General features: G+C 66.2%; 23 protein-coding genes and 1 pseudogene. 16 read left to right on the forward strand and 8 right to left on the reverse strand.

Annotated features, from left to right (window positions below; translation table 11 throughout):
* The 3 genes from MTDSW087_RS30600 to MTDSW087_RS16610 form a co-directional block, all read left to right on the forward strand.
* Positions 1-203 (forward strand): hypothetical protein (locus MTDSW087_RS30600; protein WP_210248295.1); only part of this gene is annotated, 203 nt, incomplete at its 5' end.
* Positions 204-1241: 1038 nt separating this feature from the next.
* The gene (locus tag MTDSW087_RS16605; RefSeq protein ID WP_142583738.1) at positions 1242-1988 is read left to right on the forward strand and encodes a response regulator transcription factor; all 747 of its coding nucleotides are present in this window, start codon (positions 1242-1244) and stop codon (positions 1986-1988) included.
* Complete coding sequence (locus MTDSW087_RS16610; protein WP_053622014.1) at positions 1985-3343, forward strand: ATP-binding protein; 1359 nt, start codon at positions 1985-1987, stop codon at positions 3341-3343. The genes MTDSW087_RS16605 and MTDSW087_RS16610 overlap by 4 nt, the downstream gene beginning before the upstream one ends.
* Here MTDSW087_RS16610 and MTDSW087_RS16615 read toward each other — a convergent pair.
* A complete protein-coding gene (locus MTDSW087_RS16615; protein ID WP_053609002.1) occupies positions 3340-4071 on the reverse strand; it encodes a YoaK family protein in 732 nt (243 codons plus the stop codon). The genes MTDSW087_RS16610 and MTDSW087_RS16615 overlap by 4 nt on opposite strands.
* Before the next feature lie 264 nt (positions 4072-4335).
* On the opposite strand from MTDSW087_RS16615, the gene MTDSW087_RS16620 reads away from it, so the two are divergent.
* From MTDSW087_RS16620 to flgC, 3 genes are all read left to right on the forward strand, one after another.
* Positions 4336-4599: a hypothetical protein gene (locus MTDSW087_RS16620; protein ID WP_053622013.1), complete on the forward strand. Its 264-nt coding sequence runs from the start codon at positions 4336-4338 to the stop codon at positions 4597-4599.
* Positions 4600-5052: 453 nt separating this feature from the next.
* Positions 5053-5256 (forward strand): hypothetical protein, encoded by a 204-nt coding sequence (locus tag MTDSW087_RS30865; protein WP_238178957.1) that lies wholly within the window; start codon positions 5053-5055, stop codon positions 5254-5256.
* 263 nt (positions 5257-5519) lie between these two features.
* Positions 5520-5924, forward strand: a complete 405-nt coding sequence (gene flgC, locus MTDSW087_RS16630) for a flagellar basal body rod protein FlgC (RefSeq protein ID WP_053622012.1) — start codon at positions 5520-5522, stop codon at positions 5922-5924.
* Between the two features lie 6 nt (positions 5925-5930).
* On the opposite strand, the gene MTDSW087_RS16635 is transcribed toward flgC, so the two are convergent.
* The gene (locus MTDSW087_RS16635; RefSeq protein ID WP_238178955.1) at positions 5931-7478 is read right to left on the reverse strand and encodes a phospholipase D-like domain-containing protein; all 1548 of its coding nucleotides are present in this window, start codon (positions 7476-7478) and stop codon (positions 5931-5933) included.
* A gap of 113 nt (positions 7479-7591) precedes the next feature.
* On the opposite strand from MTDSW087_RS16635, the gene MTDSW087_RS16640 reads away from it, so the two are divergent.
* Positions 7592-8245 (forward strand): DedA family protein, encoded by a 654-nt coding sequence (locus tag MTDSW087_RS16640; protein WP_238178954.1) that lies wholly within the window; start codon positions 7592-7594, stop codon positions 8243-8245.
* 87 nt (positions 8246-8332) lie between these two features.
* Positions 8333-9634 carry a sodium:proton exchanger gene (locus MTDSW087_RS16645; RefSeq protein WP_083461060.1) on the forward strand — a complete coding sequence of 434 codons (1302 nt, stop codon included), beginning with the start codon at positions 8333-8335 and terminating at the stop codon, positions 9632-9634.
* Between the two features lie 49 nt (positions 9635-9683).
* Here the strand turns inward: MTDSW087_RS16645 and MTDSW087_RS16650 are convergent, their stop codons facing one another.
* Positions 9684-10274 (reverse strand): PepSY domain-containing protein, encoded by a 591-nt coding sequence (locus MTDSW087_RS16650; protein WP_053622010.1) that lies wholly within the window; start codon positions 10272-10274, stop codon positions 9684-9686.
* Positions 10275-10530: 256 nt separating this feature from the next.
* Between MTDSW087_RS16650 and MTDSW087_RS16655 the strand changes: the two genes are divergently transcribed.
* The 4 genes and pseudogenes from MTDSW087_RS16655 to MTDSW087_RS16670 all read left to right on the forward strand — a co-directional run bounded on the left by MTDSW087_RS16655 (position 10531) and on the right by MTDSW087_RS16670 (position 14742).
* Positions 10531-10923 (forward strand): cation transporter dimerization domain-containing protein, encoded by a 393-nt coding sequence (locus tag MTDSW087_RS16655; RefSeq protein ID WP_053611568.1) that lies wholly within the window; start codon positions 10531-10533, stop codon positions 10921-10923.
* A gap of 695 nt (positions 10924-11618) precedes the next feature.
* Positions 11619-12578: pseudogene (locus MTDSW087_RS16660) on the forward strand (cation diffusion facilitator family transporter).
* Between the two features lie 339 nt (positions 12579-12917).
* Positions 12918-13217, forward strand: coding sequence for a hypothetical protein (locus MTDSW087_RS16665; protein ID WP_144765832.1), 300 nt, complete (start codon positions 12918-12920; stop codon positions 13215-13217).
* A 370-nt stretch (positions 13218-13587) separates the two neighbouring features.
* Positions 13588-14742 carry a coiled-coil domain-containing protein gene (locus MTDSW087_RS16670; protein ID WP_053622009.1) on the forward strand — a complete coding sequence of 385 codons (1155 nt, stop codon included), beginning with the start codon at positions 13588-13590 and terminating at the stop codon, positions 14740-14742.
* Between the two features lie 529 nt (positions 14743-15271).
* Here the strand turns inward: MTDSW087_RS16670 and MTDSW087_RS16675 are convergent.
* The 3 genes from MTDSW087_RS16675 to MTDSW087_RS16685 form a co-directional block, all read right to left on the reverse strand.
* Complete coding sequence (locus MTDSW087_RS16675; RefSeq protein ID WP_370881419.1) at positions 15272-17185, reverse strand: potassium transporter Kup; 1914 nt, start codon at positions 17183-17185, stop codon at positions 15272-15274.
* Between the two features lie 353 nt (positions 17186-17538).
* Positions 17539-17829 (reverse strand): PIN domain-containing protein, encoded by a 291-nt coding sequence (locus MTDSW087_RS16680; protein WP_053611565.1) that lies wholly within the window; start codon positions 17827-17829, stop codon positions 17539-17541.
* An 89-nt stretch (positions 17830-17918) separates the two neighbouring features.
* Entirely contained in the window at positions 17919-18137 is a 219-nt protein-coding gene (locus MTDSW087_RS16685; RefSeq protein ID WP_053611564.1) for a hypothetical protein, read from the reverse strand.
* 342 nt (positions 18138-18479) lie between these two features.
* Here MTDSW087_RS16685 and MTDSW087_RS16690 point away from each other — a divergent pair, with 342 nt between their 5' ends.
* The 4 genes from MTDSW087_RS16690 (at position 18480) to MTDSW087_RS16705 (ending at position 21061) form a co-directional block, all read left to right on the forward strand.
* Positions 18480-19085: a recombinase family protein gene (locus MTDSW087_RS16690; RefSeq protein WP_144765834.1), complete on the forward strand. Its 606-nt coding sequence runs from the start codon at positions 18480-18482 to the stop codon at positions 19083-19085.
* A gap of 70 nt (positions 19086-19155) precedes the next feature.
* Positions 19156-19407, forward strand: coding sequence for a hypothetical protein (locus MTDSW087_RS16695; RefSeq protein ID WP_144765836.1), 252 nt, complete (start codon positions 19156-19158; stop codon positions 19405-19407).
* 3 nt (positions 19408-19410) lie between these two features.
* Positions 19411-19659: a hypothetical protein gene (locus MTDSW087_RS16700; protein WP_144765838.1), complete on the forward strand. Its 249-nt coding sequence runs from the start codon at positions 19411-19413 to the stop codon at positions 19657-19659.
* 229 nt (positions 19660-19888) lie between these two features.
* Positions 19889-21061 carry a YihY/virulence factor BrkB family protein gene (locus MTDSW087_RS16705; RefSeq protein WP_144765841.1) on the forward strand — a complete coding sequence of 391 codons (1173 nt, stop codon included), beginning with the start codon at positions 19889-19891 and terminating at the stop codon, positions 21059-21061.
* A 42-nt stretch (positions 21062-21103) separates the two neighbouring features.
* Here MTDSW087_RS16705 and MTDSW087_RS16710 read toward each other — a convergent pair whose 3' ends face one another.
* Together MTDSW087_RS16710 and MTDSW087_RS16715 are read right to left on the reverse strand one after the other, a co-directional pair.
* On the reverse strand, positions 21104-21664 hold the full coding sequence (locus tag MTDSW087_RS16710; RefSeq protein WP_144765843.1) for a Ros/MucR family transcriptional regulator: 561 nt from the start codon (positions 21662-21664) through the stop codon (positions 21104-21106).
* 364 nt (positions 21665-22028) lie between these two features.
* Positions 22029-25820, reverse strand: a complete 3792-nt coding sequence (locus MTDSW087_RS16715; protein ID WP_186383876.1) for a PAS domain S-box protein — start codon at positions 25818-25820, stop codon at positions 22029-22031.
* Positions 25821-25824 lie beyond the last annotated feature (4 nt).

Raw genomic sequence — 25824 nt, forward strand, 5'->3', positions numbered from 1 at the left:
CCGCGCTGGGCTTACCGCCACTGGAATTACGTGGTGGCTGCGGCGCGATAATCGGCTTTCCGGGCAGGTATGGCGTTGAGCGTGACGAGGCGTTTGCGCCCTGTGGCTGTCAGTGGCGCCTTCGGCTTTCCTGCCGGTTGAAGGCGCGGACGGAAGTCGCGGAAGACGAAGCAGCGGCGTGGGCCCGCTGGTCAGCGGTGTGATGGAGACACATGACTTCCCACTTGGCGATCTCGACGCGTTAGCGGGGCGGGGCAGCTCCGTCGCCTGCGCCTGGGGAGATCCGCCTGGCGAGCGCCGAAACTCCAGACCGGTGGTGTTCTTTCAGGCCTTAAATGAGGGCTCACGTTGCAACCGACCGTGGGGCGGCTGGTTGTCAGGTTTCACCCCGAAACATCCCGCCCAGGAAAGATCATGACAAAGATTAGCTTTTTCTGCGTGTTGGGTCTGCTCGCAAGCAGCCCAGCCTTAGCCCAAGGCTTGCCCGCCCCTGGGCAGTCCGGCGCGACAGGAGTTGTGATCCAAAGACAACCTAACACCACCGGAAATGATCGTGACATAGTTATAGCCCCCGGCCCCACAGGAGCGAGCACAATAACGACCGACTCCGCGGCCGGCGGCAATGCGGGCCATCCCGAGCGGGCGGTCCCGAACGGAAGCGCCAACGGGGGCGGCAGTCGGTAGTCTTCTACCCACGTTTGCTGGGATAGAGCGGAGACGGCGAGCGGCAACTGGCCAGGCCGCTCCGCCTCAGTGACGAAGCGCACCTTCTCCTCGCGTGTGAAGCGGCGGCGCTCCGGCCCGGTTCTCGGCACGCACCAGGCGGGGGAACGACAAGAGGTCGGAGCGGGCAGCGTCGGTTGCAGACAGCAGCTCGGCCTCGCTCAGCGGTTTGGCACCAGGGATATCCCTGAGGCGTCGGGAGGGGGCGAGCGATCGACGAGGAGTAGGCGACACGGACTTCGAAGTTCAAGGCAGGGACATTCAGACCCGGGGCTCGAGCGCAGGCAGCTCTCTGAACCGATGTGAACCCAGCCTTCCGAACAGCATACCGGCCCGTGGCGTCATCGAAGGCCACATCGTGAGGCCTGACACACGTCCGATCGAAGACCCCGCCGAAACATCGAAGATCAAGCTTGCCAGACAGGGGGCATCCATACACGCCCCTGGCGGCGATGTTCTTCGCGGGCTTCCTGCTGCTGCTCCTGCTCGAGGGAATGATCGGCTAGGCTGGATCCGGAATGCTGGCCGCGGGCGAAACCAAGTCCCTCCCGGACGAGGCCCACATCCTCCTCGTCGAGGACGACGACGGCATGCGCGTGCTCGTCAGCCGCATCCTGCGGGAGAGCGGCTTCCGGGTCACGGGCTGCCGCGGCGGCGCCGAGATGTGGTCGCTCCTGCCCGACACGCCGGTTGACCTCGTCCTCCTCGACGTCATGCTGCCGGGCGCGTCCGGGTTCGACCTGCTCAGGGCCCTGCGGGCGAAGGGCACCGTCCCGGTCATCATGCTGAGCGCCCGCAACGAGGAGGCAGACCGGGTGCTCGGCCTGGAACTGGGCGCCGACGACTACGTCGCCAAGCCGTTCGGGCGCCCGGAACTCCTCGCCCGGATCCGGGCGGTGCTCCGCCGGTCGGCCCTCGCGCCGGTGCCGAGCGCGGCGTCGCGGCCGGAATCCCTCGCCTTCGCCGGCTGGCGGCTCGACCTGCGCAGCCGCGCCCTGACCGATCCCGAAGGCGCCGCCGTCGACCTGTCGGGCGCCGAGCACGACCTGCTGCTGGTGTTCCTGGAACACCCGGGCCGGGTGCTCGGCCGCGAGCAGATCCTGGAGATGGGCCGCGGGCGGCTCGCCGCGCCGTCGGACCGCAGCGTCGACACGCTGGTCAGCCGGCTGCGGCGCAAGCTCGAACCGCCCGCGGGGACGGCCCCCGTCATCAAGACGGTGCGGGGCTCCGGCTACATGCTGGCCGCCAAGGTCGAGCGGGCATGAGGAGCCTCCTCGGCCTCGCCCGCAGCCTGGAGGGGCGCACCGTCGTCGTCCTGCTCCTGGCCGTGCTCCTCGTCCATGGCGGTGCGCTGGCGATCTACCGCCTCTCGGCGGCGGCCGCGGCCGACGAGGCCTTCGCCACCGAGGTCGCCCGCCAGCTCGTCATCGCACGCGAGGCCGTGTCGCGACGCCCGCCGGAGGAGCGGGCCGACGAGGCCAAGGCCCTCTCGTCGAAGCATTTCGAGGTCGGCTGGGAGCGGGGCCCGCCCGCCGAAGCCATCGGGACGGACGCGGCGCTGCGCGACCTGCGCGACCGCGTCCTCGAGGTCGAACCCGTGCTCGGCCCAGGGCTGGCGCTCGCCCTGGCCGCGCCGGACGAGCCGCTGCGCCAGCGGGACCTCCGCGGCGCCTTCCCGCTCCCGGACGGCGGCTACCTGACCTTCCGCTCTGCCCATGCGCCGGGCCTCGCCCGCCTAGGGCCGTGGGCCCTCCTCGCGACGGCGATGGCCATCCTGGTCGGTGTCGCAGCCGTGGTCGTGGTGCACCGCATCGCCGGGCCCCTGCGCGAGTTGACCCGCGCCACAGGGCGGATCGGGCGGGGGGCGGTCGTGCCGGTGCCGGAGGTCGGGCCGGACGAGACGCGCGGGATCGGGCGCGCCCTGAACGCAATGCAGGCGCGCATCCACGGCCTCGTGGCGAAGCGGACGCAGGCGCTGGCGGCGGTCTCGCACGACCTGAGAACGCCCATCGCCAGGCTGCGCCTGCGCCTCGACCGGGTCGAGGACGCCGACGAGCGCCGCGCGATAGCGGCGGACCTCGACGAGATGCAGGCCATGGTCGAGGCCACCCTGGCGTACGTGCGCGGCGGCGATGACCCGGAGGCGCAGCAGGTCGCCAACGTCGCGAGTCTCCTGATGGCGGTGGCGGACACCTCGACGGACGCCGGCCGGGATGTCGCGTATGCCGGCCCCGGCCGGGCGCTGGCGGAGGTGCGGCCGGTCGCCCTCCGGCGGGCGTTTGAGAACCTCGTCGACAACGGCGTGCGCTACGGCGGCCGCGTGCGCATCGCCCTGGGCTTCGACGACGACGCCCTCGTGGTCCATGTCGACGACGACGGCCCCGGCATCCCGCCGGGGGACGTCGCCCGGGCGTTCGAGCCGTTCGTGCGGCTGGAGGCGTCGCGGAACCGGAACACCGGCGGGACCGGCCTGGGGCTGACCATCGCGAGGCGGGCGGTCGAGGCCGAGGGCGGCCGCCTCGGCCTGTCGAACCGGCCGGGGGGAGGCCTGCGGGCCGAGATCCGCCTGCCCGGGACGGGGGGGCGCGGCCGCGGCGGCGTCCCCCCGGCCGACCCTTAGCGCGCGGTCGCCGGCGCGTCGGGGTGCGCGTCCGGCTGCGCCGAACGCTCGTTGGACACGTAGGCGCTACCTGGCAGTGCCAGAGTCAGGAGGAAGGTGGCCCCCGCCAGCGCCGCGGAGAGCGCGGCTGGCACGAGGAAGGCGTCGGGCCCGAGCAGCCTCTGCAGGAAGCCGCCCGCGACCGCACCCGAGGTCAGGCCCGCCCAGAGCGGCGCCTGGAGCCAGAAGGAGGGCGCGGGCTCGTGCAGGATCATGTTCGCGAGCCCGGTCCCGAAACGCACGACCGTGCCCGTGACGTAGGTCAGCGCCAGGCTTCGGCCGCCCTCGTCCTGCAGCGTCGCGTTAAGGATGCCCAACGCCAGGACGACCGGGTATGCGTGCAGCGGGAACGCTTCCGGCCCCTCTGGCAGGAAATTGCCGATGGACAGCAGCACGGCCTGGACGCCAAGCAGGACTGACAGGCGCCACCGGCCGGCCCAAGCCGCCAGCAGCGTCCCGGCGAAGGCGCCGAAGCAGAACAGCGAGATGGTGCTGCCGAAGCGTATGGCTCCCGACCAGTCGAACCCGCTGGCCGCGACCCCGAAGCGGGTTGTGTTCCCGCTCATGAACGACATGAACAGCTGCGAGTGCTCGAGGAACCCGATCGAGTCCGCGGAGCCCGCCAGCGCAGCCAGCGCAATGGCGAGCGGCACGCGCGTCGCGGGGCTCGACGGGAAGGATTTGTCCATTTGTGACCTATGATCTTCGGGGGGCTTCCGGCCGCGCTCGGTCGCGCCGGGGGCCCCTTGGGTTAAGCCCGCCCCTTGGCCGCGGCTTTTCCGGACGGTGACGAAGTGTGTCGACGCAATCGTCCGGGCGGCGAACCGAATCCGATGCCCGTGCGCAGGGCGGACACACTTCGTCACGAACGTGGCGACCGACAGACATACGGGCCGTCTATCTCGGGTCCTGAAGCGGTCGATTCGGCCGCGGACCGAACAGGAGATGGACCCATGAAGAGGACGCTCGCTGCCGCTCTCGCCGCCGCGACGCTCGCGGCGGCCGCGATGCCCGCGCTCGCGATCGACGGGCACGGAAACGCGGCGAACCCCGAGCGCGCGGTCCCGAACACCGGCGGCGTCTCCGGTGGACCCGCCCACCGCGACGATCCGCGGGTCCGTGAGTCGCAGGAGAGGCGGCCTGACGGCACGCCGGCGCACGGCGCCAACGACGGCCACGCCCACGGGCACAGCCAGGACGTTACCGGCAAGAGGTGACAGCCGCGTGGGCGGTGGGGGCGAGGGGTGGAGATGACGTCATGCGACTGCTGCCCCTCCTCGTCGTCTTCGCGGTTCTCGCTGCGGGCATCGGCTACGCGCTCGCTTGAGCCGACTCGCGCGACAAAGGGTTCACGGTGTGTAGTCTGCCCCTCAAGCACGCCGTGGAACGCCCGCCCCGACGCGAGTCGGGGCGGGTACGTCGGGGTGCCCGGACACCCTCGCCCCGGCCGGCGCCCTGGATGGCGACGGCTTGCGGTAAAATCCTCGAATTGGTCATAAGGGCGGTGATGCCAGCGACGCGGAGCCATAGGTCCTTCGGGGCGATCACGGGGTGGTGGGCGACCGACGCGCGTGCGCTTGCCCTGGTCCTAGCGTTCGTCGTCGCGGCGCCGACCGCCGGACTGGCCGCCGACCTAGCGTAACACTAATGATCAGCAGGGGCACGATCACATGGAGCTCGCCGTGGCATCGGAGGGGGCGGTCAGCGAGAAGGCCGTCGACCCGGGGGTGCATTGCCGCTGCCATGGCGCCGTCAATCCGCATGGGCCGACTGCGGCCACGCCGGACCTGGCCTGGCGCCTGAGCTTCGCGCGGCTGGCCGCGTCCGTCCGCTCGGTCTTTCCGGGCCGCCTGCCGAGACCCCCGCGCGCCTGAGTCGACGCTGCCTCGGGCGCGCCCGCGTCGAGCTGACTGCTTCCGGAGCGTCGCTGCACGTCACCCAGCATAAACGACCGCGCCGTCCGTGACGGCGCACGGTCTCGGCCGAGCGTGGTCCGCTAACGAGGTGTCTCACTCAACCATCGGGCGCAGGGGATGCAGGCTGCGATTAACTCTTCACTAACTATGATCGCTAACTATTCATTGAGACATTGCGGGTTCAGACTCCGATCCCCTGCTCGGTTTTCGGGAGAGCGTGGATGGCAAAGGCCGAAGGCATCACGGGGTCTGCCGTCGCGGCGGCAGGCCTGCGGGTGCAGCAGGGCCGCCTGCGGGTCATGACCGAGAATCTCGCCAACGCAAACAGCACCGCGAGCACGCCCGGCGGCGACCCCTACCGGCGCAGGATCGCGGTATTCGATCCGGTCGGGGCTGACGCAGAGCCGGTCGGTCGCGTCGTGCACGACACCAGCCCGTTCCGCTCGATCTCAAGTCCCGGGCATCCCGCTGCCGACGAGCAGGGCAATCTGAAGCTGCCAAACGTCAACCCTGCCAAAGAGATGGCCGGGTTGCGCGCAGCGATGGGGGCCTACGAGGCGAACCTGAGGGTGATCGCAACCCTCGACGATCTCAACAGCCGCACAATCGACCTGCTGAAGGTCTGAGTTCCGTCACCCCTTCGAGATACTTTTACCGTTCGACAGGGACTGCGCGAGATCGGCCCGGCGACGGCGTTTGTCGGCCAGGGCGTGCAGCACCGCCCTCCACACCGGCTCGGGCCGCTCGGGGTCGAGAAGCTCGCCTTCGCTCAGCGGCGGCACGACCTCATGACTTGGCCCGTCGAGCGGAACCAGGGTACGCCCGGCTGCCTGGCGCAGCACCTCGATCGCGGCGATCAGTGAGCCCGTGTGGGTGCGCGTTCTCGCCACCTCCTCCGGCGAAACGCCGAGGTGCTCGCCCAGAAGCGCGTGGCGCAAGCCGAGGATCCCCGCCGTAACCGCTTGATCGATCGCATGGCCAGGCACGGCTTCGACGGCCAGATCGCATTCCGTATCCAGACCCATCGAGCGGTTGTTCAGGTTGGATGAGCCGATTTTGAGCAGGCGGTCGTCGACGATCAGCACCTTGGCATGCACGTAGATCGGCTGCCCGGCTGCGGTCACGGGACGGTAGATGCGGAAGCGTCCGAAGCGGTCCGCGGAGCGGATGTGCGCCAGCGCCCGGTCCCGTCCCCGTCCCATGGCCGCTTCCTCAAGCCAACCCATGGCACGGTCGGGATTGATCACGACGATCTCGGGCCCGTCCGGCTCCCGCAGACGGGCCGCCATGGCCTCGGCGATACAGCGTGCGGCAAAGTACTGGCTCTCGATGTAGATCGTGTCGCGCGCTGCCGCGATGGCGGCGAGGTAGAGTCGTTCGATCTCATGCACGTCCGGGCGGCCGTGATAGGCCGGCGCGGTCCGAGCAATTCCCACCTCCACGTCGCGCAGAAGCGGCCTCAGCCCGTCGGGCCACGGATCTTGCGCCGGTGGACCGGGCGGCGCGATCCGCTCGCCGGTGGCGTGATACCAGCGCTCGCGCGCTAGGGCACCGAGGGCTGCGGCGGCGGCGCCGTCGACTGCGACTGTGGCGTCGTGGAAAGGCGCGTAGCCGTGTCCCGACGGACGCACCCGGCGCGCGTCCTGGTCGGCATGGTCGCGGGTGTCCCAGCGGTCGTCCGTCATGTCGATGCCGCCGCAGAAGGCGAGCACGTCGTCGATCACGACGATCTTCTGGTGATGCGAGGCCCCGGGCGGGTGGGCGCTGTCGAGCCGGAACCGGAAGCCGCGGGCCCGCATCCAGTTCATGAGGTAGAGCGGCGTCGTGCCGCGCGCCAGCGTCCCGAGGACCCCCAGGTTCCACTGCAGCACGCGGATGCTCAGCTCCGGTCGACGCCGGCCGAGTTCGGACAGGAACGGGCCGAGTTCCTCCGGCAGGCCCGGCAATGGGTGGTCGGGGTCGAGCTTGATGCGGGTGTCGAACTCCCAGCCGATAAACAGGACCGCGTGGCGGGCGCGTAGGAGGGCGCTGCGCAGATGCGCGAAGTAGGCGGCGGCATCCACGATCGGGGCAAAGCGCGTCGCCCGCTCGATCCGCCAGCAGGTCAAGCCGGACTGCAGCAACGTCGGTGTGCCGAAGACGGGTGCCGTATGGGATGGATGATGCATCGGTGCGTTCAACTCCCAGGCAACGCTCGGTCCCCTAGCGTCCGGCGATGAAGCGCCGACAACTGTTCGAGCGTCCGCGTGTGAACCCGCCTTCGCTTAGTGCGTTCCCGATCCGAGCTGTGGGGGTGCTCGACCGCCACGCAAGATTGCGTCCCGAGGAGGATCCGCTGGTCGATTGGATCGTGACCGCGATCGAGCGGGCCGGCTACCTCGGCGTCTTCCTGCTGATGTTGATCGACAACATCTTTCCGCCGATCCCCTCCGAGGTGATCATGCCACTGGCAGGTTTTGCCGCGGCGCGCGGCCAGCTCAGTCTCGTCGGCGTGTTCCTCGCCGGCACCGCCGGATCGCTCTGCGGCGCGCTGCTCTGGTACGGCGTGGGGTGCTGGCTCGGACGCGAGCGCCTGCGGCGCTTCGCGGCCCGGCACGGGCGCTGGCTGACCCTGGGCCCGGCCGAGGTCGATCGGGCCGGTGCCTGGTTCGCCCAGCGCGGCGGCGTCACCGTCCTGGTCGGTCGCGTCATCCCAGGCGTGCGCAGCCTGATCTCGGTGCCGGCCGGGGTTGCCGGCATGCCGCTCACGCCCTTTCTGGCCTACTCGGCGCTCGGCACGGTCGTCTGGACCGGGCTGCTGACGGGGGCCGGCTACGGGCTTGGCGAGAATTACCGTCTCGTGGGCCGCTTCGTCGAGCCGATCGGCAACGGCGTGCTGATCCTGGCTATGCTGCTCTACCTCTACCGCGTCGCCACCTTCGAGCGCGGGAGCGATGCCCGGGGCTGAGGCACGGCAAGCCCTTGCCGGGGCCGGCAAGGGGCGAGTTGCAGAAGCGCGGACGAGCGAGCCGTAACGTTCTGCGGAGGAGTGTGGGTGAGACGCTTTTTGATCCTGGTCGCCCTTGCGGTCACGGCGACCCTTCCGGCCGTCATCCTGCGTTTGGGCGGCTGGCAGCCGAGCCCCTTTGTCGATGTCGCCGCCTTCGGCATCGCCATCCTGGCCGCGGGTTTCCTGCTGTCCTGGGGAGCGGAGACGGCCGAGCAGCACATCTCGCAAGGCCTCATCCTGGCAGCCGTCGCCCTGGTGACTGTGCTGCCGGAATATGCGATCGACATCTACTACGCCTACATGGCTGGCGCCTCCGGCCCAAACTCGCAGTACGTCCAGTACGCGGCCGCCAACATGACGGGCGCCAATCGGCTGCTCGTCGGCCTGGCCTGGCCCCTGATGGTGCTGCTGCACTGGATGAAGGACCGACACCGCTCGATCGACCTCGCGCCCGGCAACGCCGTCGAGGTCGGGTTCCTGCTGCTTGCCAGCCTGTACGCTTTCGTGATCGTGCTCAAGCGCAGCATCTCGCTGCTCGATTTCGTCGTGCTCATCGCGATCTTCGGCGCCTATGTCTGGCGCGCGCGCAATCTGCAGAAAAGCGACAACCCGGAGGAGGCGGAGGAGCCGGGGCCGGCCGCGGCGCTGAACACGCTCTCTCCCGGCCTGCAATGGACCGCCATGGTTGGCCTCGTGGCCGTGGCCGGCGGCGTCATCCTGGTCTCGGCCGAGCCCTTCGCCGAGGCGATGGTGAGCACGGGCCGCCTCATCGGACTCAACGAGTTCCTGCTGATCCAGTGGCTGGCGCCCCTGGCCAGCGAGGCGCCGGCGATCACGGTGGCGGTGCTGTTCGTGCGCGCCAATCGTGCCGGCGACGGGCTGATCGCCATGATTAGCGACAAGATCAACCAGTGGACGCTGCTCGTCGGCATGCTGCCGCTCGCCCTGAGCATCGGCGCGGGCGCGATCAGCCCCTTGCCGCTCGATGCGCGCCAAGGCGAGGAGTTCTTCCTGACAGCTGCCCAGTCGCTGCTCGGCATCGCGCTCCTGCTGCGCCTGCGCCTCGGGCTCTGGTCCGCGCTGGCGCTGGCCGCGCTGTTCACCGTCCAGGTCGGGCTGGCCTTCGTCTACCGCAACGACGAGGCACGTACGATCGCGACGCTGACCTGGTTGGCCTGGGCCTACCTCGGGCTGGCCGGCCTTCTGTTCCTGATCGATGGGCGGCGGCTGTTTACCCTTCTGCGCGGTGCCGTCATGGGCGATTTTTCGAAGCTCGAGCCGCCCGGGAGCGAAGGCGACTCGGACGTGCAGCGGAGCGAGCGAGAAGCCAGTTCCATCGCGGGCTGACCCGGTACGATCCGGGCGGAGCGCAGGCCCCGCCCGGGTCTGTCATGCCTTACTTGTTCGGCATGATCTTTCCGTCGGCCCCAACCCTGATCTCCTGCGACTGGCTGCCGGTCACCACCGTGATCTTGTACTGCACACTGTCGGCCGCGCGCTCGACCTCCGCCTCGGCCGCTTTGCCGCCCGCCTTCTGCTCGGCGGTCGCCACCGCCTGCTTCAGGCTCGCGGGGGCATTCTGTACGTCGGAGGGCTTCAGACGGATGAAGTAGCTCTCGATCGGGTGGTTGTCGCTCTTGATCACCTGACCCGAATTGGCGTCGATGTGGTGATCGGTGAGCTTGCCGTCGCTGCCGAGCACCTTGATCTCGTAATACGATTTGCCGCCCTCATTCTCGAAGTCCGCCTCGATCGCGCGGCCCGGCCCCTTGCTCTCGGCCGTGTCGAGAGCCTGGGCGAGCGAGACCTTCGCGGCCTGTAGGCCCTCGTGCTCGCGCTCCTTGTGACCGGTGGTGCCGTGGGCGGGTTGCGCAGCGCCCGGAGGTGTGGCGGCAGGAGCGGGCGCCTGAGGCGCCGGACCCGTCTGGGCCGCGGCCAAGCCGGTCAGGACGAGAAGCGGTGCGAGAGAAAGGGCAAATCGGGACATGGCGTCTCCTGTGGCTCAGTGGACAGCCGCAAAGCTGTGCCGCCTCAACGCAGGAGGGACAGGGCGGTTCGCAACCGCGGCTTTCCCGTGCGATGATGAAGCGAAATCCGGCTTGGCGGTACCGTACACCGGGCTACGCGTTCAGGTTCGGCTCCGGTGCCCGGAGCGGATGTTCGGGACGGCTGTGACCGCGACCAGGGGCAACGGAACTGCGACAAGCCGAGCTGGTGAGGACGGTTCATCCGCGAGAATACAGATGCCGAACATCAACTACGCCTTCGTCGCCGGTCTCATCATGCTCGCTTCGGGCGCACCCGGAGCACAGGGCGCGCGCGCTCAACCGCTGGATGCCTATGAGGCTGCGAACGGCTTCCGTGGCTCAGATGTCGCGTCTGTGATCACCCGCATCGTCGAGCGTCAGTTGCTGGCAATCCCGGGGGTGCGTTCTGTCCACGACCTGCATGTGCGCTCGATCACCTCCGGCATCGACACCATGAGCGCCCACGTCGTCGTAGCCGACATGGCCGAGGCCGCGCGCATCCTCAAAGCGGTGCAGCAGATCATGGCGGCCGAGTTCAACACGCGCCACGTCACCGTGCAGGTCGAGAACGAGGTTCTGCAGGAAGAGGAGAAGCTGCGAAAGACCTGAGCGCGTGCGAAAGCCGCCTGCTCGGCCCTATGAAAACGACATCGGATGGCCGATCTGCTCGGCTGCTGTCCCGTGTTCCGAGAGCGTCCATTGCCGCAAACCTTCATGCTCGACTGGCCGGCAGTAGCAGAAAACGGCGCACTCCCATTTCGGACGGCATGATCAACGAGGGAGCGATGCGGAAAGGCTTGCTCTATACCTGCCTCGGAGCATCGCTGCCATTCCTATCCAGCTGTGGCGGCGCGGCGCTGCCCGGTATTCAGCTTGGCTTGGGCGACAGCGGCAGTACGTTTGGCTTCGACTCGCTACCTTTCGAGATCCGGCGTGCGGACGACAGCGTCCTTACGGGTCACGCGTCCGTCCGCCTCTTGCGCCTCGCCTTTTTCACTCGCAACGCGAAGGGATTGGTCGCGTGCAGCGGCGGATCTACGCTCGATCTCAAGGGCTCGCCTGTACCTGTGAGCGTAGACTGTACCGGTAGCGGCATCCTGTAAGGGACCGTGACGACGGCGCGCGCTGATCGCGGTGAGGGTACCTTCACCGAGCCGTCCAGACGTATCGCTACGTTCCGCTACGGTGCACTGCTCGCATCGACTGCGGGCGACTGAAGGAGCCTGTGAGAGGATCGCAAGCGATGGAAATGTGGACTCGACCGCTATCATAGGGATGTCGTTGCCACTGACGGATCGGAGTTCATGTTAGATCACCACCACGACCACGGCGGCCAGCACGACCATGCGGACCACCCTCACGGACACGGGGCAGGTCATAGTCATGCGCCTGCCGACTTTGGCAAGGCGTTCGCCATCGGCGTGGTCCTGAACGTCACCATCGTTCTCATTCAAGCTGTTTACGGCTATCTCAGCAACTCCATGGCATTGTTGGCGGATGCCGCCCACAATTTTTCAGATGTGTTGGGCCTACTCGTCGCTTGGTCGGCAGCAATCCTCGGCAAGCGCGCGCCGACGGCGCGCTTCACGTATGGTTTGAAGGGGACATCCATTCTCGCTGCGCTCTTCAACGCCGTCTTCCTTCTCGTGACGATTGGGGCCTTGAGCTGGGAAGCAGTGCAGCGCCTGTTCCACCCCGAACCCGTCGCCGGCAAGACCGTCATGATCGTAGCTACGGCAGCCTTGGTCCTCAACGGCTTCACGGCGTGGCTGTTCGCGTCGGGACGAAAGGGCGATCTCAACATCAGAGGCGCCTTTCTGCACATGGCAGCGGATGCTGGCGTTTCAGCCGGTGTCGTCGTTGCCGGATTGGTAATTCTGCTGACGGGCTGGCTCTGGCTTGATCCCGTGGTCAGCCTCGTCATCAACGCGGTCATTGTCTGGGGAACCTGGGGCCTTCTGCGTGACAGCGTGACGATGTCGCTGGCAGCCGTTCCCCCCGGCATCGAGCTCTCCACTATCCGTGACTATCTCGCCTCCCGGACCGGCGTGAGGGAGTTGCACGATCTCCACGTCTGGCCCTTGAGCACAACGGAGACAGCGCTCACAGCTCACCTTATCATGCCGGATGGCTATCCGGGCGACCAGTATTTGATACAAATAGGTCGATAACTCCAAGAAAAGTTCGCGATCAATCACACAACATTACAAGTCGAAACTGATGAGTCATCGGTCTGTCCTCTTAATCGGTCCGGGGCGGCCTAGGTACAAGCCCGTGCTTTCCCATATCGATCCTGCTGAGATCGGGCAGGCCGGAAAGGACCAACTGTGCTGAAGAGAGGCGGCAACAGAATAGCCACGCGTAAACCTCGCTCCCTCCAGCGGGTCAGTCGTTTGGTCCGGCTGCAGGCGATGATTTTGTCTGCTCTGGCCCGTTGCATCAAGGGCACGGTCGTGTGGGGTCTCCGAACCGGCCTATTCGGGATCGCACCTGCCATGATCGGGTTGCGTGTCACCTGGAGGCTGCGACGACGCGTTGTAGGCCTTTTCGCGGTCCGCCGCGGAAGCCGTTCGGCGCTGGCCGATCAGAACTCGGTACCCTCCATGTCTGAAGAGCGCCTCGCCGCAGCACGCCTGCGCATAGCACAACTCAACTATGTAAGGATAACCCACATTATTTCCAAGTTTGCTCTTCTGAGCCTGTTTGCAGTTTTGTCGAAGCCGGAGACGGCAGCCAAGACCCTTGCAAGCTTGCTTTTCATGTCTGCATTTCTGAGCGCTGTGCTTGCCTTGCATTCCCGAGCGAGACTTACGTCTTCTGTTCTGAGTTGCTGGGACGAGACGGCATTTTTCCTGTTATTCGCGTTAATCGTTCGCAGCATGACCGTCGCGCACGCGATTTAGGTTATTTATCTATGGATATTTATTCGGCGCAGCAAAACATCACGTGCTTGAATATCTTCAGACGCTCGATCCGACCTGCTACTGGGCTCGTTGATCAGGGTATTGTGATCGCGCCGAGCCAGCACGTCCAGGTTCTGCTGCAGGCCGGTGTACCGCCCTCAATTTCCGAGAGATCGATCTGAAGCCTATGCGGTCAAGGTTGTGGGTAGAAGTTGCACGATGCGGATAGCGGGTGGCGATAACCTGCACCTCGGGCGAGCGCGCCGGCTCGACCGCACCCGGCCGCACGATCATCGAATCGTCCGAAGCCGGACCTATCCGCCACGCTCCTGCGTTAAAGCCCGGATCCTCTGCAACGCGCGGGTAAATCATGGCGATCGATGTCCAGTCCGAACTGCGTCGCCCCTTAACCTTAAGTCTAGCCGTCGTGGCGGCCGTTCTTTTAGTCTGGCTGGTCATCGTCACTGCCGTGCATGCCAAGCACCGCCGAGCTTTCGAGCGGAGCATCAGCTCGCTCCAGGCGGAGCAGGTCAACCTGCAGAACGAGCTGGCTCAGCAGCGACTGACCACTGGCACCTTGTCGACCTTGCAGGCCAGGATCGCGACGGCAGAACAGCAGGGGCGTCAAGCCACTCAGGACGTCGAGCAGCTGCAAGCCCGGCTCGCGACGCTGCGCCAGGATCAGGAGGCAGCCGAGCGGAAGACGAGTGCAGCAACTGAAGAGCAGCAGGCGCAGATACAGCGCCTCAGCGATCTGCAGGCTCAGATTCAGGAGGCCGAGCAGAAGATTGCGCCATTGCGTGAGGTCGCGGACAAAGCCGATCAGGCTGCCAAGACCCGTACCCAAGATCTGGCGAATGTCGGAGCGCGGCTGGAGGAAGCACGCGAGCAGGAGGCCTTGCTACGGGGCAGCCTCGCAACCCTGATGCAGGAGAGCGCGGTCAAGTCGGCGGAACTCGCCCAGGCCGAGCAGAGCCAGCAGACGGCTCGCGAGGGGTCAGCAGCCGCGCAGAAGGCGCTTTCGGACGCGAAGGCCGAGATTGAGAAGGCATCCAGGCAACGCGCTGACCTCGAGCAAGTGATCAGTAGCTTGAGCGCCGACCGGACTAAGCTGACGGCCGATATCGATCAATCAAGCCAGCAGCTTCAACAGGCTCGGAACAGTCTCACATCTGCGCAGAAGGATGTGGCCACCGCTCAGGCGGACCGCGACCGTGTCGCCGTTGAGCGCAGTCAAACTGAGGCTGCGGTCAAGAAGCTTCAGGACACTCGGGACAGGTTGAGCACGGAAATAGAAGCTCTGCAGAACCGGCAGGCTGACGCGCAGGCCCAACTGTCCACGCTTAGCGACAGCATGGCTCGACGAAACACGGAACTAGCGGATCTTGACAAGCAGATACACTCAGTCCGCCAGGAGCTGGCAGATGTTCAAAGCCAGCTGGCAGGTCGTCGCAAGCAGCTCTCCGAAGAGCCTGCTCCTATAACGCCACCAGAGCATCAGGCGGCTGAACCGAAGCCACAATGAGTGTAACCGTCAGGCCGAGATACGTTCGCTGACGGCTTATCAACGGGTACCGAAGTCTGGTCCTCCTTCATGCGGAGAGCGCCAGGCCACGACGCCGTTTTCCCCTCGTTCTCGGGTCTCTTAGTATCATGCATGTTGAACCGGTCAGCGACGCGGTCGTCATCAAGGTCGCGCCTCGCTCGGCCTGCACGCGCTGATCGGGATGGTAAATGCCGTCGCAGCGCCACCACGGGCTGACGGCGAGGACGCCGCAGATCCGCTCCACCAGAGCCGACCCTCTTGAATAGGATTAAGCAGATGCCTCCCGGCTGACCTGTTCAGCGGCATCTTGCACGGCGCGCGCCCAGTGCGGACAGGTGTGTGACTTGAGATCAGCTCGGTGCCTTCGTTCCTGAACGTGCTGGCAGCGTTGCACGAACGCGTCCGTCCACACCGCGGCCGCCGCAAGCCCATCTTCCGCCTGCGGGTGGATCTCGAAGTCCGAGAGTCCGCACACGGGGCATACGATTGATCCCATGAGAGCCTCCACTCACACCTCGACCTCGGTGCCGACCTCCATCACCTGACGGGCCGGCACGCAAAAGTAGCTCGCCGTCTCCTCGGCATTGCGCTGCATCAGTGCGAAGATCTCCTCGCGCCAACCCGCCATACCGGGATGCTTCTCAGAGGCGACGACCGTCTCGTGGCTGATGAAGTAGCTCAGGCGGTCCACGTCGACGCCCGGCAGCCTACCGTCCTCTCCCGCCCGCCTCAAGGCGCGCGGGACGTGCACGGTGTCCATGAAGCCGAAGCGCAGGATGACCCGCGTGACATCCTGAGCGATCGGCACCACCGCGACCTGCTCGGCCTCGGAGGCATGCGGCACGTCCAGGGTCTGCACCGTGATCAGCAGCACGCGCTCGTGCAGCACCTCAAGGTGGCGCACGAAATTCATCAGCGGCAATGGCATGCCATCTTCGGCCGAGGTCAAGAACGCCCCTGTGCCCGGGATGCGCGGCAGATGCTTGGCTTCGGCCCGACGCAGGAATTCTTCCTCAGGCATGCGCAGCTGCACCCGAGCCGCTTCCACAAGCTGCGTACCGCGCCGCCACGTCAGCATCAGGAAGGCCACGCCCGCCGCCAACAGCAGCGGAAACCAGCCACCCTCGAACAGCTTCAGCGTGTTGGCGCTGAAGAAGGTCAGATCCACGAGCAGGAAGGCGCCATTGACGGCGAGCACGAGGGCGAGGTTGAAGCCCCAGTGCACGGCGATCAGCGCCGCCAAGACGGTGGTGATCACCATCAGCAATGACACCGCGATACCGTAGGCGCCCGCGAGCGCGTCCGACGAGCCGAAGGCCAGCACAGCGCCCAGCGTCGCGATCGCCAAGAGCCAGTTGACGATCGGCACGTAGATCTGCCCGGCTTCCTCGCCGGAGGTGTGGACGATGCGCATGCGCGGGAAGAAGCCAAGCTTGATCGCCTGCTCGGTCAAGGAGAACGCACCGGAGATGATGGCTTGGGAGGCGATCACCGTGGCGAGCGTGGCGAACGCCACGAGCAGGTAGTGGATCCAGCCCGGCGCGAGCTGGAAGAACGGGTTGTCGACCGCCTCCGGGTTCGAGAGCAGCAGCGCGCCCTGGCCGAGGTAGTTCAGCACGAGGGCGGGCAGCACGATCGTGAACCACGCCATACGGATCGGTGCGCGCCCGAAATGGCCGAGATCGGCGTACATCGCCTCGCCGCCCGTGACCGCCAGGAAGGCCGCACCCAGCATGGCGAAGCTGACCGGCAGATGCGCGGTGACTAGGTAATGGACGGCGTGGAACGGGTTCAGAGCCGCCAGGATCTCTGGGTTCTGTCGGATGCCGGCCGCGCCAACGACCGCGATGGTGGCAAACCACAGCAGCATGACGGGTCCGAACAGGCGCCCGATGAAGCCGGTTCCCTTCCGCTGGACCGAGAACAGACCGATCAGGATGACGACGGTGGCCGGCACCACGAAGGGCGTCACGCCGGGGGCATCGACCTTCAAGCCCTCGACGGCCGAGAGCACCGAGATGGCCGGGGTGATCGCTCCGTCGCCGTAGAGCAGCGCGGCGCCGATCAGGCCGACGACGAGCAAGAGGGCGCGCCAAGAGCGGGGAGGTGCGTGCCGGGCACCGAGCAGGGCGAGCATGGCCACGATGCCGCCCTCGCCATGATTGTCCGCGCGCAGGATTAAGATGGCATACTTAAGCGCGACGATGAGGAACAGCGACCAGAGAATGAGGGAGACGGAGCCGAGCACCGCGTCTTGCTGGAGGGGGCCACTTGCGGCTGCGACCTTGACGGTCTCCTTGAGCGCATAGAGCGGACTGGTGCCGATATCGCCGTAGACGATGCCGAGTGCGCCCAGGGACAGAGCGACGGAGGCGGTTCGTGCCGGGAGCTGTGCTTCGTTTGCCTGGATCGCGACAGCCACCGGTTGAACTCCGCTCACGACGAGCCGAGCGCGACGGGCGCTGCGCTTGAGGGCTCTCCTGGGTTCAGACGCCTGGAGAGCCGAAATAGATCCGCGCGATCGGCGGCGGATATGCCCCAATGTCCGCACAGCTCTCCAGCCGTCAGATCGGGAAAGGAGAAGTTGGTGTTTTAGGCCCTTGGACCGATCATCTCAGAAAGAGAATTTGAGTCTATTACCTGCTCTGTTATCTATTCAAAATTTTTAAGAGGTTGCCGGGGAGGGACTGCGAGCCGGCCGGTTAAGTACATCGCTGTCGATGAACTAGGCCGGATTTTGTAATGTTGGATAACGCTGTGCGCTCGCCCCCAAGCTTATCGGATGAGCTGAACCTCGACGCCGACTGCGCCGGCAACCTCGGCCAACCAGGCGTTGGCGGTGAGCGCGACCGCGGTCGTGCGGGCGGCCAGCGCGAGGCAGAGCCGGTCCCCGATCCCGGGTCCCTTAGACAAGATCAGCGGCTTGAGCAGGGCCGCGCGAACAGCCAGGTCGTCGACCGGCGTAAGAGGGTACACGAGGCCATCCCGTAGCGCCCGCACCGTTGCCTCATCGGCCCCGTTGCGCACCATCCATCCGGCGACCTCGCCGAAGCTCACGCTCGTCATCGTAGTGGTCCCAGTAAAGGCTTGACGCACCTGCTCCCAGCCAAGCTCCTGGCGGCAGATAGGTGAGCAGCGCCGAGGCATCGAGGACGCTACGCGTCACGAACAAGCTCCGCCGTGATTGCGCTCACCTGATCTTGCGTGCCTACCGATGTCTCCTCTTCCGGACCGGCCTCCGCGCGGCGAGCCACGAGGAAGGCGGCGACCGAGGCGTCGTCACCGGCCAGGTATGAAGAAGCCTGGGCCTGCAGCGCCGCCATGGCTGTGGCGACAGAACGAACCCGCAGCTCACCGTCCACCAGGGTCAGCACGACCGGACCTCCGTAATCCAGATCGAGAGCCCTGCGAGCCTGAGCAGGGATGATCAGGCGACCAACTAAGTCGATCTTGGAAAGTGTGGTGCTCAGGACGTGATACCTCGCTGTGCACGATGTGATCGGCCTTCCATCATGAGCTGGTATGGTCAGCACTCAGTATCTACCATAAATCGGCATAATGGCATTCTCGTCGGATCCACCATGGTTCTCATCCGCAAGGGCATGGCCGGAACCGACCGGTTTCGGCCATGCCGTATGTGATTGGCCGAAATATAGCCTTGCGGTGGTTTCGGCCACGGTCTAGTTTCGGCCACTGTTTTCGGCCGAATCTCGATCATGCCCCGCACCTTCGCCTACCTCCGTGTGTCGACTCTCGGACAGACCACCGACAATCAGCGGCAGGAGATCGCGGCCGCGGGCTTCCAGGTCGAGCAGCAGCGGGTGATCACCGAGACGGTGTCGGGCAGCGTCGCCACCGACCAGCGTAAGGGCTTCGTCCGCCTGCTCGACCGGCTCGAGCGGGACGACGTCCTCGTCGTGACCAAGCTCGACCGATTGGGCCGCAACGCCATGGACGTCGGCGGCACGATCAAGCGCCTCGACGCCCTCGGGGTGCGGGTGCACTGCCTCGCTCTCGGCGGCGTCGACCTGACCAGCTCGACCGGAAAGCTGACGATGGGCGTGATCAACGCGGTTGCCGAGTTCGAGCGCGACCTCTTGATCGAGCGCACCCAGGCGGGTCTCGCCCGGGCGCGCGCCGAGGGCAAGACGCTCGGCCGGCCGGCGAGCCTGACGCCGGAGCGGCGGCGCGAGGCCGAGCGGTTCCTGCGCGAGGGCCGGGGCGCCTCGGCCGTGGCGCGCGAGCTCAAGGTCAGCCGGACCACGATCCGGCGCGTGCAGGAGGGGCTGCGCGCACGCGAGACTCAGGAGCGATCTGGCTAAACGGCGACCGGATGGCCCGCTGATCGCTGCGATGACATACTGGCGTCGGCTGCAGCGGAGGATTCACGTCATGCGCGAGCCGAAGTTTGAGAGCGTGCGCGAGATGATGCTCGCGATGATGAGCACCACGCTCACGCAGATCGTCGCCACGAACGCGCGGGCGGACGAGTTGGTCCAGGCTGCCCACGAGAGTGCCGATCCCTCCCTCGCCGCAGCGATGCAGGATCACGGTCGCCGCTACCGCATCGAGGTCTTGGAGCTGCAAGGTCGGCTGGCGACGCTGAGCGGCGACTACACCCGACGCTTCCACGCGGAGATCTGAACCGTGCTGTCTTCTGATGAGGATGAGAACTCCAACCCGCCAGGATCCCAAACCTACCGGCGGCTTCGTGAGATCGCCGATCTGCTCGGCAAACCCGTAGGGGCGTTCCTCGGGTCGCAGCCTGACGAGGATATCGCGCTGCTCGAGCTGCTGCGCTTGTGGGGAACGATCACCGATCCCGTGGGTCGGCGGCGCGTTCTTGACCTCGCGCGCCAAGAGGCGAAGTGCAGCAACTACGAGGACGATAGCTGAACCCGGTCGGCGGCCATACCATAGCACCGGAGGACCGGTTCGATACTTGTCCCGACAGCCGTAATTTCGGGGGAATGATGAGGCTGCAGGAGCAGGCCGCCCGTGGAAAAGCCAGTGCTATGTACGGGCGTCTTGATCCTGCCTCGCGACCAATCCTCTGCAACGTTTAAGATGGCTTCCCGTTGTTGCGCGGGCTGCTACCGCGCAGCCTGACGTGCGGGGTTCGCCGATGACATCTTCGAAGCTTGATCGCACCCCGCCGAGCCGGGAGCAAACGAACGCTCTCATATGGACGGTAGGGCTGGCCACCGCTCTTCTCGGCGTCGTGGCCCTGCCGCGGCGTGGAGCCCGTACAAGCCCCGCCGAGCTCCCGCGGCGCGGAGACGATCAGGCTAAAGCGGCACGGAAGCCTTCCCCGTCTCACACCGGCACCGCGGCTCAGGAGGTGGCGCGCACGCAGGCCGACCGCGGCCGACGAGCATCGAAGCCGACCGAGATCCCCGTCAAGGGCTGGAAGGACATCGCTCTACGTACCTATCACGACATCGGCGAGAACCGGCTGTCGCTGATCGCGGCGGGCGTCACCTTCTTCACACTGCTGGCGATCTTCCCGGCGGTGGCGGCTCTCGTGTCCTGCTACGGGCTCATCGCCGACGCCGCGACCATCAACGAACAGCTCACCAGCCTTCAAGGCATCCTGCCCCAAGGGGCCATCGAGATCATCGGCGACCAGGTCAAGCGGCTCAACGAGAATGGCAACACCACCCTCGGCCTCAGCCTGATCATCGGTGTCGCCCTGTCGGTCTGGAGCGCCAACGGCGGCGTGAAGCACGTCTTCGACGCGCTCAACCTCGTCTACAATGAGCGCGAGAAGCGCAATTTCTTCGTGCTCAACCTCATCTCCCTCGCCTTCACGGCAGGCGCGCTGCTGTTCCTCGTTCTAGCGCTGGCGGCGATCGTGGTCCTGCCGATGGTGCTCGCGTATGTCGGCATCGGCAAGGAAGCATTGTGGCTGAACCTGCTTCGCTGGCCTGTGCTCCTGCTCGCCGTGCTCGGTGGCTTGGCGGTCCTCTACCGCTACGGGCCCAGCCGGGACGCGCCGCGCTGGCGCTGGGTGACGCCGGGGGGCGCCCTGGCGGCCGTGTTCTGGCTCGTCGCCTCGGCCCTGTTCTCCTGGTACGTCGCCCATTTCGGCAGCTACAACAAGACCTACGGCTCGCTCGGGGCGGCGATCGGCTTCATGACCTGGATCTGGCTCTCGACCATGATCGTGCTGGCCGGCGCCCAGGTGAACGCCGAGACGGAGCACCAGACCGCCGAGGACACCACCGTCGGCAAACCGCAACCCCTAGGCGCGCGCCGGGCTCGCATGGCCGACACGGTGGGCACCGCCCCAGAATAGAAGCATCTCGCCGATCCGGACGTGACTCGTTCTAGACACGCCTCACTTGGATGAGCGGTCCCGAAATTTTGGCCGACCGGCATCGAACTCGCCGGGATTGTTCGATCCCTCGGAGCGATCGCGCGTCGGGTGTCGAACTACCGGTAAGCGGTTCGTCTCGGTCTTGCGACGCTTGACGTGCGTGCCCGGTACGCCGAGACCGAATGACTTGGTCAAGGTGGAGCGCTGCTCGGCGTAGCTCGGAGCGACCATCGGGTAGTCCGCCGGCAGGCCGTAATGCTCCCGGTAGCTGCGCGGGTCGAGCCCGTGGCTGGTCAGGTGGCGCTTGAGCGTCTTGTAAGTCTTGCCGTCGATGAAGCTGACGATCCCGTCGTGCCGGACCGACTTGCGGATCTGAGTCGCGCTCGGCTTCTCGACACCCGTGGCTGGTTTCCTTGCAACTGCAGTGCCGCCAGAGGTCAACCCGCAAATCGCGCTGTGTACGCTCCCAAGTAGGTTCGGAAGCTCAGATGTGGATACGGAATTGTTAGAGACGTAAGCGGCCACGATACCGCTGGCGAGTTCGATCAAATTGGGGGCAGGCCCCATGGATTCTTCCGTCACTTTATTCCTGCCTCAATCCTATCTCTCTCTCGCGAACGTGCGGAGGGCGATCTGTACATTACTATCTACGCTATGAAGTCAAGATGCTAAACCGCGATAGACTTGTGATCATTTTACAAACCAATTAGCTTGTCCGCGCTGGCATCGCTAGGCAGTGCTCGCTACGTGAGCCTCATTCCCCCATGGAATGAGGCGGGATCGGCCGCGGGTTGCTGCGCCGATCGGCTTCGTCGATCTCCGGCCTCAGTCGATCGATGCGCTGATATGCCCGTTGGGGCAGCAGGCAGCTCTTGCGGTACCATAGTCGTTCGGCAACGACGCTGGTAGACTCCACGGATGTCTGGCTGTGAGGCCTCCCTTGCCTTCAGCGCGCTTTCAAATGCGGTCCACGTGTTGTTCGGACGGCCGAACACGTCGCGCGGAGTCTGGCGATCTCCTCGATCGTCCCGGAACTGCGGGTGCACAACTCGATAAGCAACGGCTCATAGGCGTCACCAGCTCGGCACGCCTTCTCGACTCTTCGGCACAGGTCCGCCAGCGAGCAGAAGCCGACCATGCTCGTCGCCGAAATCATGGCGTGAGCATCCCCGGCGACCTGTTCACGATCATGCGCCAGCGACGACGGTCCGAACCGCTGGGCGAGTTCATCCGCCAGCATCGTCAGAAGGCCGACCATCCGCTCGTGACCGACCACCTCCTTCAAGTCCTCGAACACTGGGAGGTCGATCGTCGCGCGCGTCTCACCGCTCGCGTTGCCTCCTACCGTCCAGCGATCGACAACAGCCAACAACGCGTCGCGCCGGAAGGGCTTGCCGACGTGATCGTCCATACCCGCCGCTCCGAACTCGGCGACCTGCTGCGGAAGGACGTTGGCCGTGAGCGCCACGATCGGCACCCGCGTTGCCTTATCGCCGAGCGCCCGGATCTGCCGCGTAGCGGAAAGTCCGTCCGTCCCGGGCATCTGCACGTCCATCAGCACGAGGTCGTAGGCGTTCGCCTGCACGGCCGCGATCGCGGCAGCACCGTCGCCAACCACGTCTACTGAGTGCCCGGCTCGCTCCAGGATCACTCGGGCAAGGTCCTGATTGAGTGGCACGTCCTCGACCAGCAACAGACGCCTGCCCGCGCGGGTACCCCTGATGGATGACGTCTCCGCGGCAATGGCTGGTCCGGTTGCGAGGGGCAGGTCGAGTGCGAACCAGAACGTCGAGCCGCGGTCTAACTCGCTCTCAACCCCGATCGAACCGCCCATGCGTTCGACGAGTGCCTTCGAGATCGCCAGCCCCAGCCCGCTCCCGCCGTAATCGCGCCCGATCGAGCCATCCACTTGGCTGAAGCGCTGGAACAGACGGTCGCGCTTGGCCGGCGAGATGCCGATGCCGGTGTCCTGGACCGAGAAGCGCAGGTGGACCCCACCGCCCGTGACCTGCGCATCGATGCGCAGGTCGATGCAGCCCTGTGCGGTGAATTTCACGGCGTTGTTAAGCAGGTTCAACAGCACCTGCCGCAAGCGGTCCTCGTCGCCCAGCAGCCATCCAGGCACAGCAGGATCGAAGCTGACGCCGAGCGCTAGCCCCTTCGCCTCGGCTGAGCCCCGCACGATCGAGACCGTGTTGTCGATCAGCGCGGCCGGCGCGAACGGCCGCGGCACGATTTCAACCTGTCCGGCCTCAAGCTTCGAGAAGTCGAGCACGTCGTTGACCACGGTCAGCAGCGCTGAGCCTGCGGTTCGGATGCGCTCGGCATGCTGGTGCGCGCTCGGACTCAGGTTCGGCTCCTCGCAGAGGAGGTCAGCGTATCCGATCACCCCGTTGAGCGGGGTCCGGATCTCATGGCTCATGGCGGCCAGGAACTCCGACTTCGCCCGGCTCGCCGCCTCAGCCAGTTCTCGCGCCGCCTCGGCCTCCTGCGTGCGCTCGGCAACCCGTTCTGCCAGAGTGGCATTCAGGTCGCGTAGGGCGTTCTCGGCCGTGTTGCGCGCAGTATCGTCGCGGATCGTGAGCACCGCGCCGATCTGCGCGCCGTCCTGATCGACAAGCGGCAGAGCGTTGCCGGTGGCGAGGACCTCAGTCCCGTCCGGGCGCCGGATCCGCCAGCGTGCATCCCGCGCCGCGTGCCCGCCCACAGCACGGGCGAGCGGCAGGTCGCGCGGCGGATATGGCCGGCCATCCTCCGTGTACAGGCGGTAGGTGTCGCTGTAGGCGTCCGGCTCCACGTCGAGCCGAGCCACGCCGTGGATCTCGGCCGCCGCCGTGTTGACTAAGGTAATCTTGCCAGCAGCATCCGTGACGATGACACCCTCGGCGAGTTGCGCCAGAATGGCCGCGCTCGTAGCGGTGGTGACGTCCACACGTTCGCGCGCCTCCTGCAACTGGGCCTGGATCACGGAGCGGTAGCGTGCCTCGCTCTCGCGAAGAGCCTCTTCCATGGCCCTGCGCTGGGTGATGTCGCGCAGCGCTGCGACATATCCGTCCGCTCGGCCTGTTGCCGCATCACGGGTGAGATTGAAAGAGATCTCCAGCCAGACCCAGTGATCGTCGCGGTGGCGGTAGCGCTGACATGTCAGGGCTCGCTCGACGCGTCCGCTCGTGAGGTCATCCAGGATGCCGCGATACGCTTCGGCCTCTTCAGGATGAATGAAATCCAACGGTCGAGTGCCGACCATGTCCTCCGGCGTATAGCCGAGTACAAGTGTCACGGCAGGCGAGACGTATTGGCGGCATGTGGTCAGGTCGGACCAGATGATGATGTCGGTCGTGTTCTCGGCCAGCAGCCGGTAGCGATGCTCACTTTCCTGAACGGCGCGCTCCGCCAGCCTGTGTTGGGTGACATCCGTGAAGGTAACGATCCATCCGCCCTCTGCGCGATCGGAGCGCCGGACCTCCAAGGTCGTCCCATTCGGCAGCGGCAAGTCGTAGACGGCGGGCAGATGCTGAAGGCCGACCTTCGTCAATTTGTTCTTGAGGATTGACGGGATCCCTGTGAAGTCACCACGCTCGGCGTGGTAGTCGCGGATGTCCACCAGTGCCGCCCCGTCGTGCAGAACGGTTGCGGGCAGATCGAGAAGCTCGGCAGCGCTGCTGTTGAAGGCGCGCACGCGCTCGTCGGCATCGAGGACCACGAGTCCCTGGTCCATGCTGTCGAGCGTGCTGCCGAGCACCTCGTCAACCTCACGCAGGCGCTCTTGGATGCGCACCTGATCAGTCACGTCCAGGACGATGCCGTGAATGGCCGTCACGTCACCGTTCCAGTCCCGCTGAGGCACGCCGCGGACCATGACGAGCCGCATGTCGCCATCCGGCCGGATCACGCGGGCCTGCCCTTGGTAGCCGTCGCGGCTGTCAGGATCAGTGCCCGCGATCACGCGCTCGATCCGCGCGCGTAGGGCAGCACGCTCGTCGGGATGGTAGAAGCCGAGATGCTGGTCGAGCGGCAGTATGCCACTGGCCGGCATCGGCGCGCCGAACACCATCGCGACGCCATCAGACCAGACGATGGTGCGGTCGGCGGCGTTGATACGCCAGTACCCGAACGAGGCGGCGGCCTCAGCGATGCGCTGAGCATCATGTGCGGCTCGAAGTGCAGCCTTGCGCTCGGCGAGGATATGGTTGGCCTGTTCTAGTTTGGCGGTAATGCGCCGCCGCTCGTCGAGTTCGGCGGCTTGAGCCTGCTTAGCCTCGTGCAGCCGCAGATGGGCGACGACGGCCTCGGCCATGTCGTGCAGCTGGCGGATCTGCTCGTCAGAGAACGTCCGCGGCACCGTGTCGATGACGCAGAGCGATCCGATCCGAAGGTCGGGTCTAAGCGAGAGCGGTACGCCCGCGTAGAAGCGGATATGCGGCTCGCCGAGCACAAGTGGATTGTCGGTGAAGCGTGGATCGGCGGCGGCATCCTCGACGATGACTGCCGCGTCGGACAGGATCGTGTAGTTGCAGAACGCCACGTCCCGCGGCGTACCGTCCACATCGAGGCCGCACTTGGCCTTGAACCATTGCAGATCCTCCTCGACGAGGGAGATCAGGGCGATCGGCACCGCGAAGACGGAGCGCGCGAGGCGGCAGACCGCCTCGAAATGGGGCTCGGGTTGGGTGCCGACGATCGCGAGATCCCGCAGCGTGGCGAGACGCACCTCCTCGTTCGGTGGTACGGGAAACATGGGC

Origin of the sequence: Methylobacterium dankookense (assembly GCF_902141855.1) — a bacterium.
Classification (GTDB): Bacteria; Pseudomonadota; Alphaproteobacteria; order Rhizobiales; family Beijerinckiaceae; genus Methylobacterium; species Methylobacterium dankookense.

What these genes read in the sequence shown, in the direction of transcription:
- MTDSW087_RS16655 (WP_053611568.1), top strand. Translation starts at nt 10,531, where the DNA reads ATGCCGAACATCAACTACGCCTTCGTCGCCGGTCTCATCATGCTCGCT.
- flgC (WP_053622012.1), top strand. Translation starts at nt 5,520, where the DNA reads ATGGCAAAGGCCGAAGGCATCACGGGGTCTGCCGTCGCGGCGGCAGGC.
- MTDSW087_RS16690 (WP_144765834.1), top strand. Translation starts at nt 18,480, where the DNA reads ATGCCCCGCACCTTCGCCTACCTCCGTGTGTCGACTCTCGGACAGACC.
- MTDSW087_RS16620 (WP_053622013.1), top strand. Translation starts at nt 4,336, where the DNA reads ATGAAGAGGACGCTCGCTGCCGCTCTCGCCGCCGCGACGCTCGCGGCG.
- MTDSW087_RS16715 (WP_186383876.1), bottom strand. Translation starts at nt 25,820, where the DNA reads ATGTTTCCCGTACCACCGAACGAGGAGGTGCGTCTCGCCACGCTGCGG.
- MTDSW087_RS30865 (WP_238178957.1), top strand. Translation starts at nt 5,053, where the DNA reads ATGGAGCTCGCCGTGGCATCGGAGGGGGCGGTCAGCGAGAAGGCCGTC.
- MTDSW087_RS16705 (WP_144765841.1), top strand. Translation starts at nt 19,889, where the DNA reads ATGACATCTTCGAAGCTTGATCGCACCCCGCCGAGCCGGGAGCAAACG.
- MTDSW087_RS16605 (WP_142583738.1), top strand. Translation starts at nt 1,242, where the DNA reads ATGCTGGCCGCGGGCGAAACCAAGTCCCTCCCGGACGAGGCCCACATC.
- MTDSW087_RS16665 (WP_144765832.1), top strand. Translation starts at nt 12,918, where the DNA reads ATGTCTGAAGAGCGCCTCGCCGCAGCACGCCTGCGCATAGCACAACTC.
- MTDSW087_RS16670 (WP_053622009.1), top strand. Translation starts at nt 13,588, where the DNA reads ATGGCGATCGATGTCCAGTCCGAACTGCGTCGCCCCTTAACCTTAAGT.
- MTDSW087_RS16615 (WP_053609002.1), bottom strand. Translation starts at nt 4,071, where the DNA reads ATGGACAAATCCTTCCCGTCGAGCCCCGCGACGCGCGTGCCGCTCGCC.
- MTDSW087_RS16695 (WP_144765836.1), top strand. Translation starts at nt 19,156, where the DNA reads ATGCGCGAGCCGAAGTTTGAGAGCGTGCGCGAGATGATGCTCGCGATG.
- MTDSW087_RS16650 (WP_053622010.1), bottom strand. Translation starts at nt 10,274, where the DNA reads ATGTCCCGATTTGCCCTTTCTCTCGCACCGCTTCTCGTCCTGACCGGC.
- MTDSW087_RS16680 (WP_053611565.1), bottom strand. Translation starts at nt 17,829, where the DNA reads ATGACGAGCGTGAGCTTCGGCGAGGTCGCCGGATGGATGGTGCGCAAC.
- MTDSW087_RS16610 (WP_053622014.1), top strand. Translation starts at nt 1,985, where the DNA reads ATGAGGAGCCTCCTCGGCCTCGCCCGCAGCCTGGAGGGGCGCACCGTC.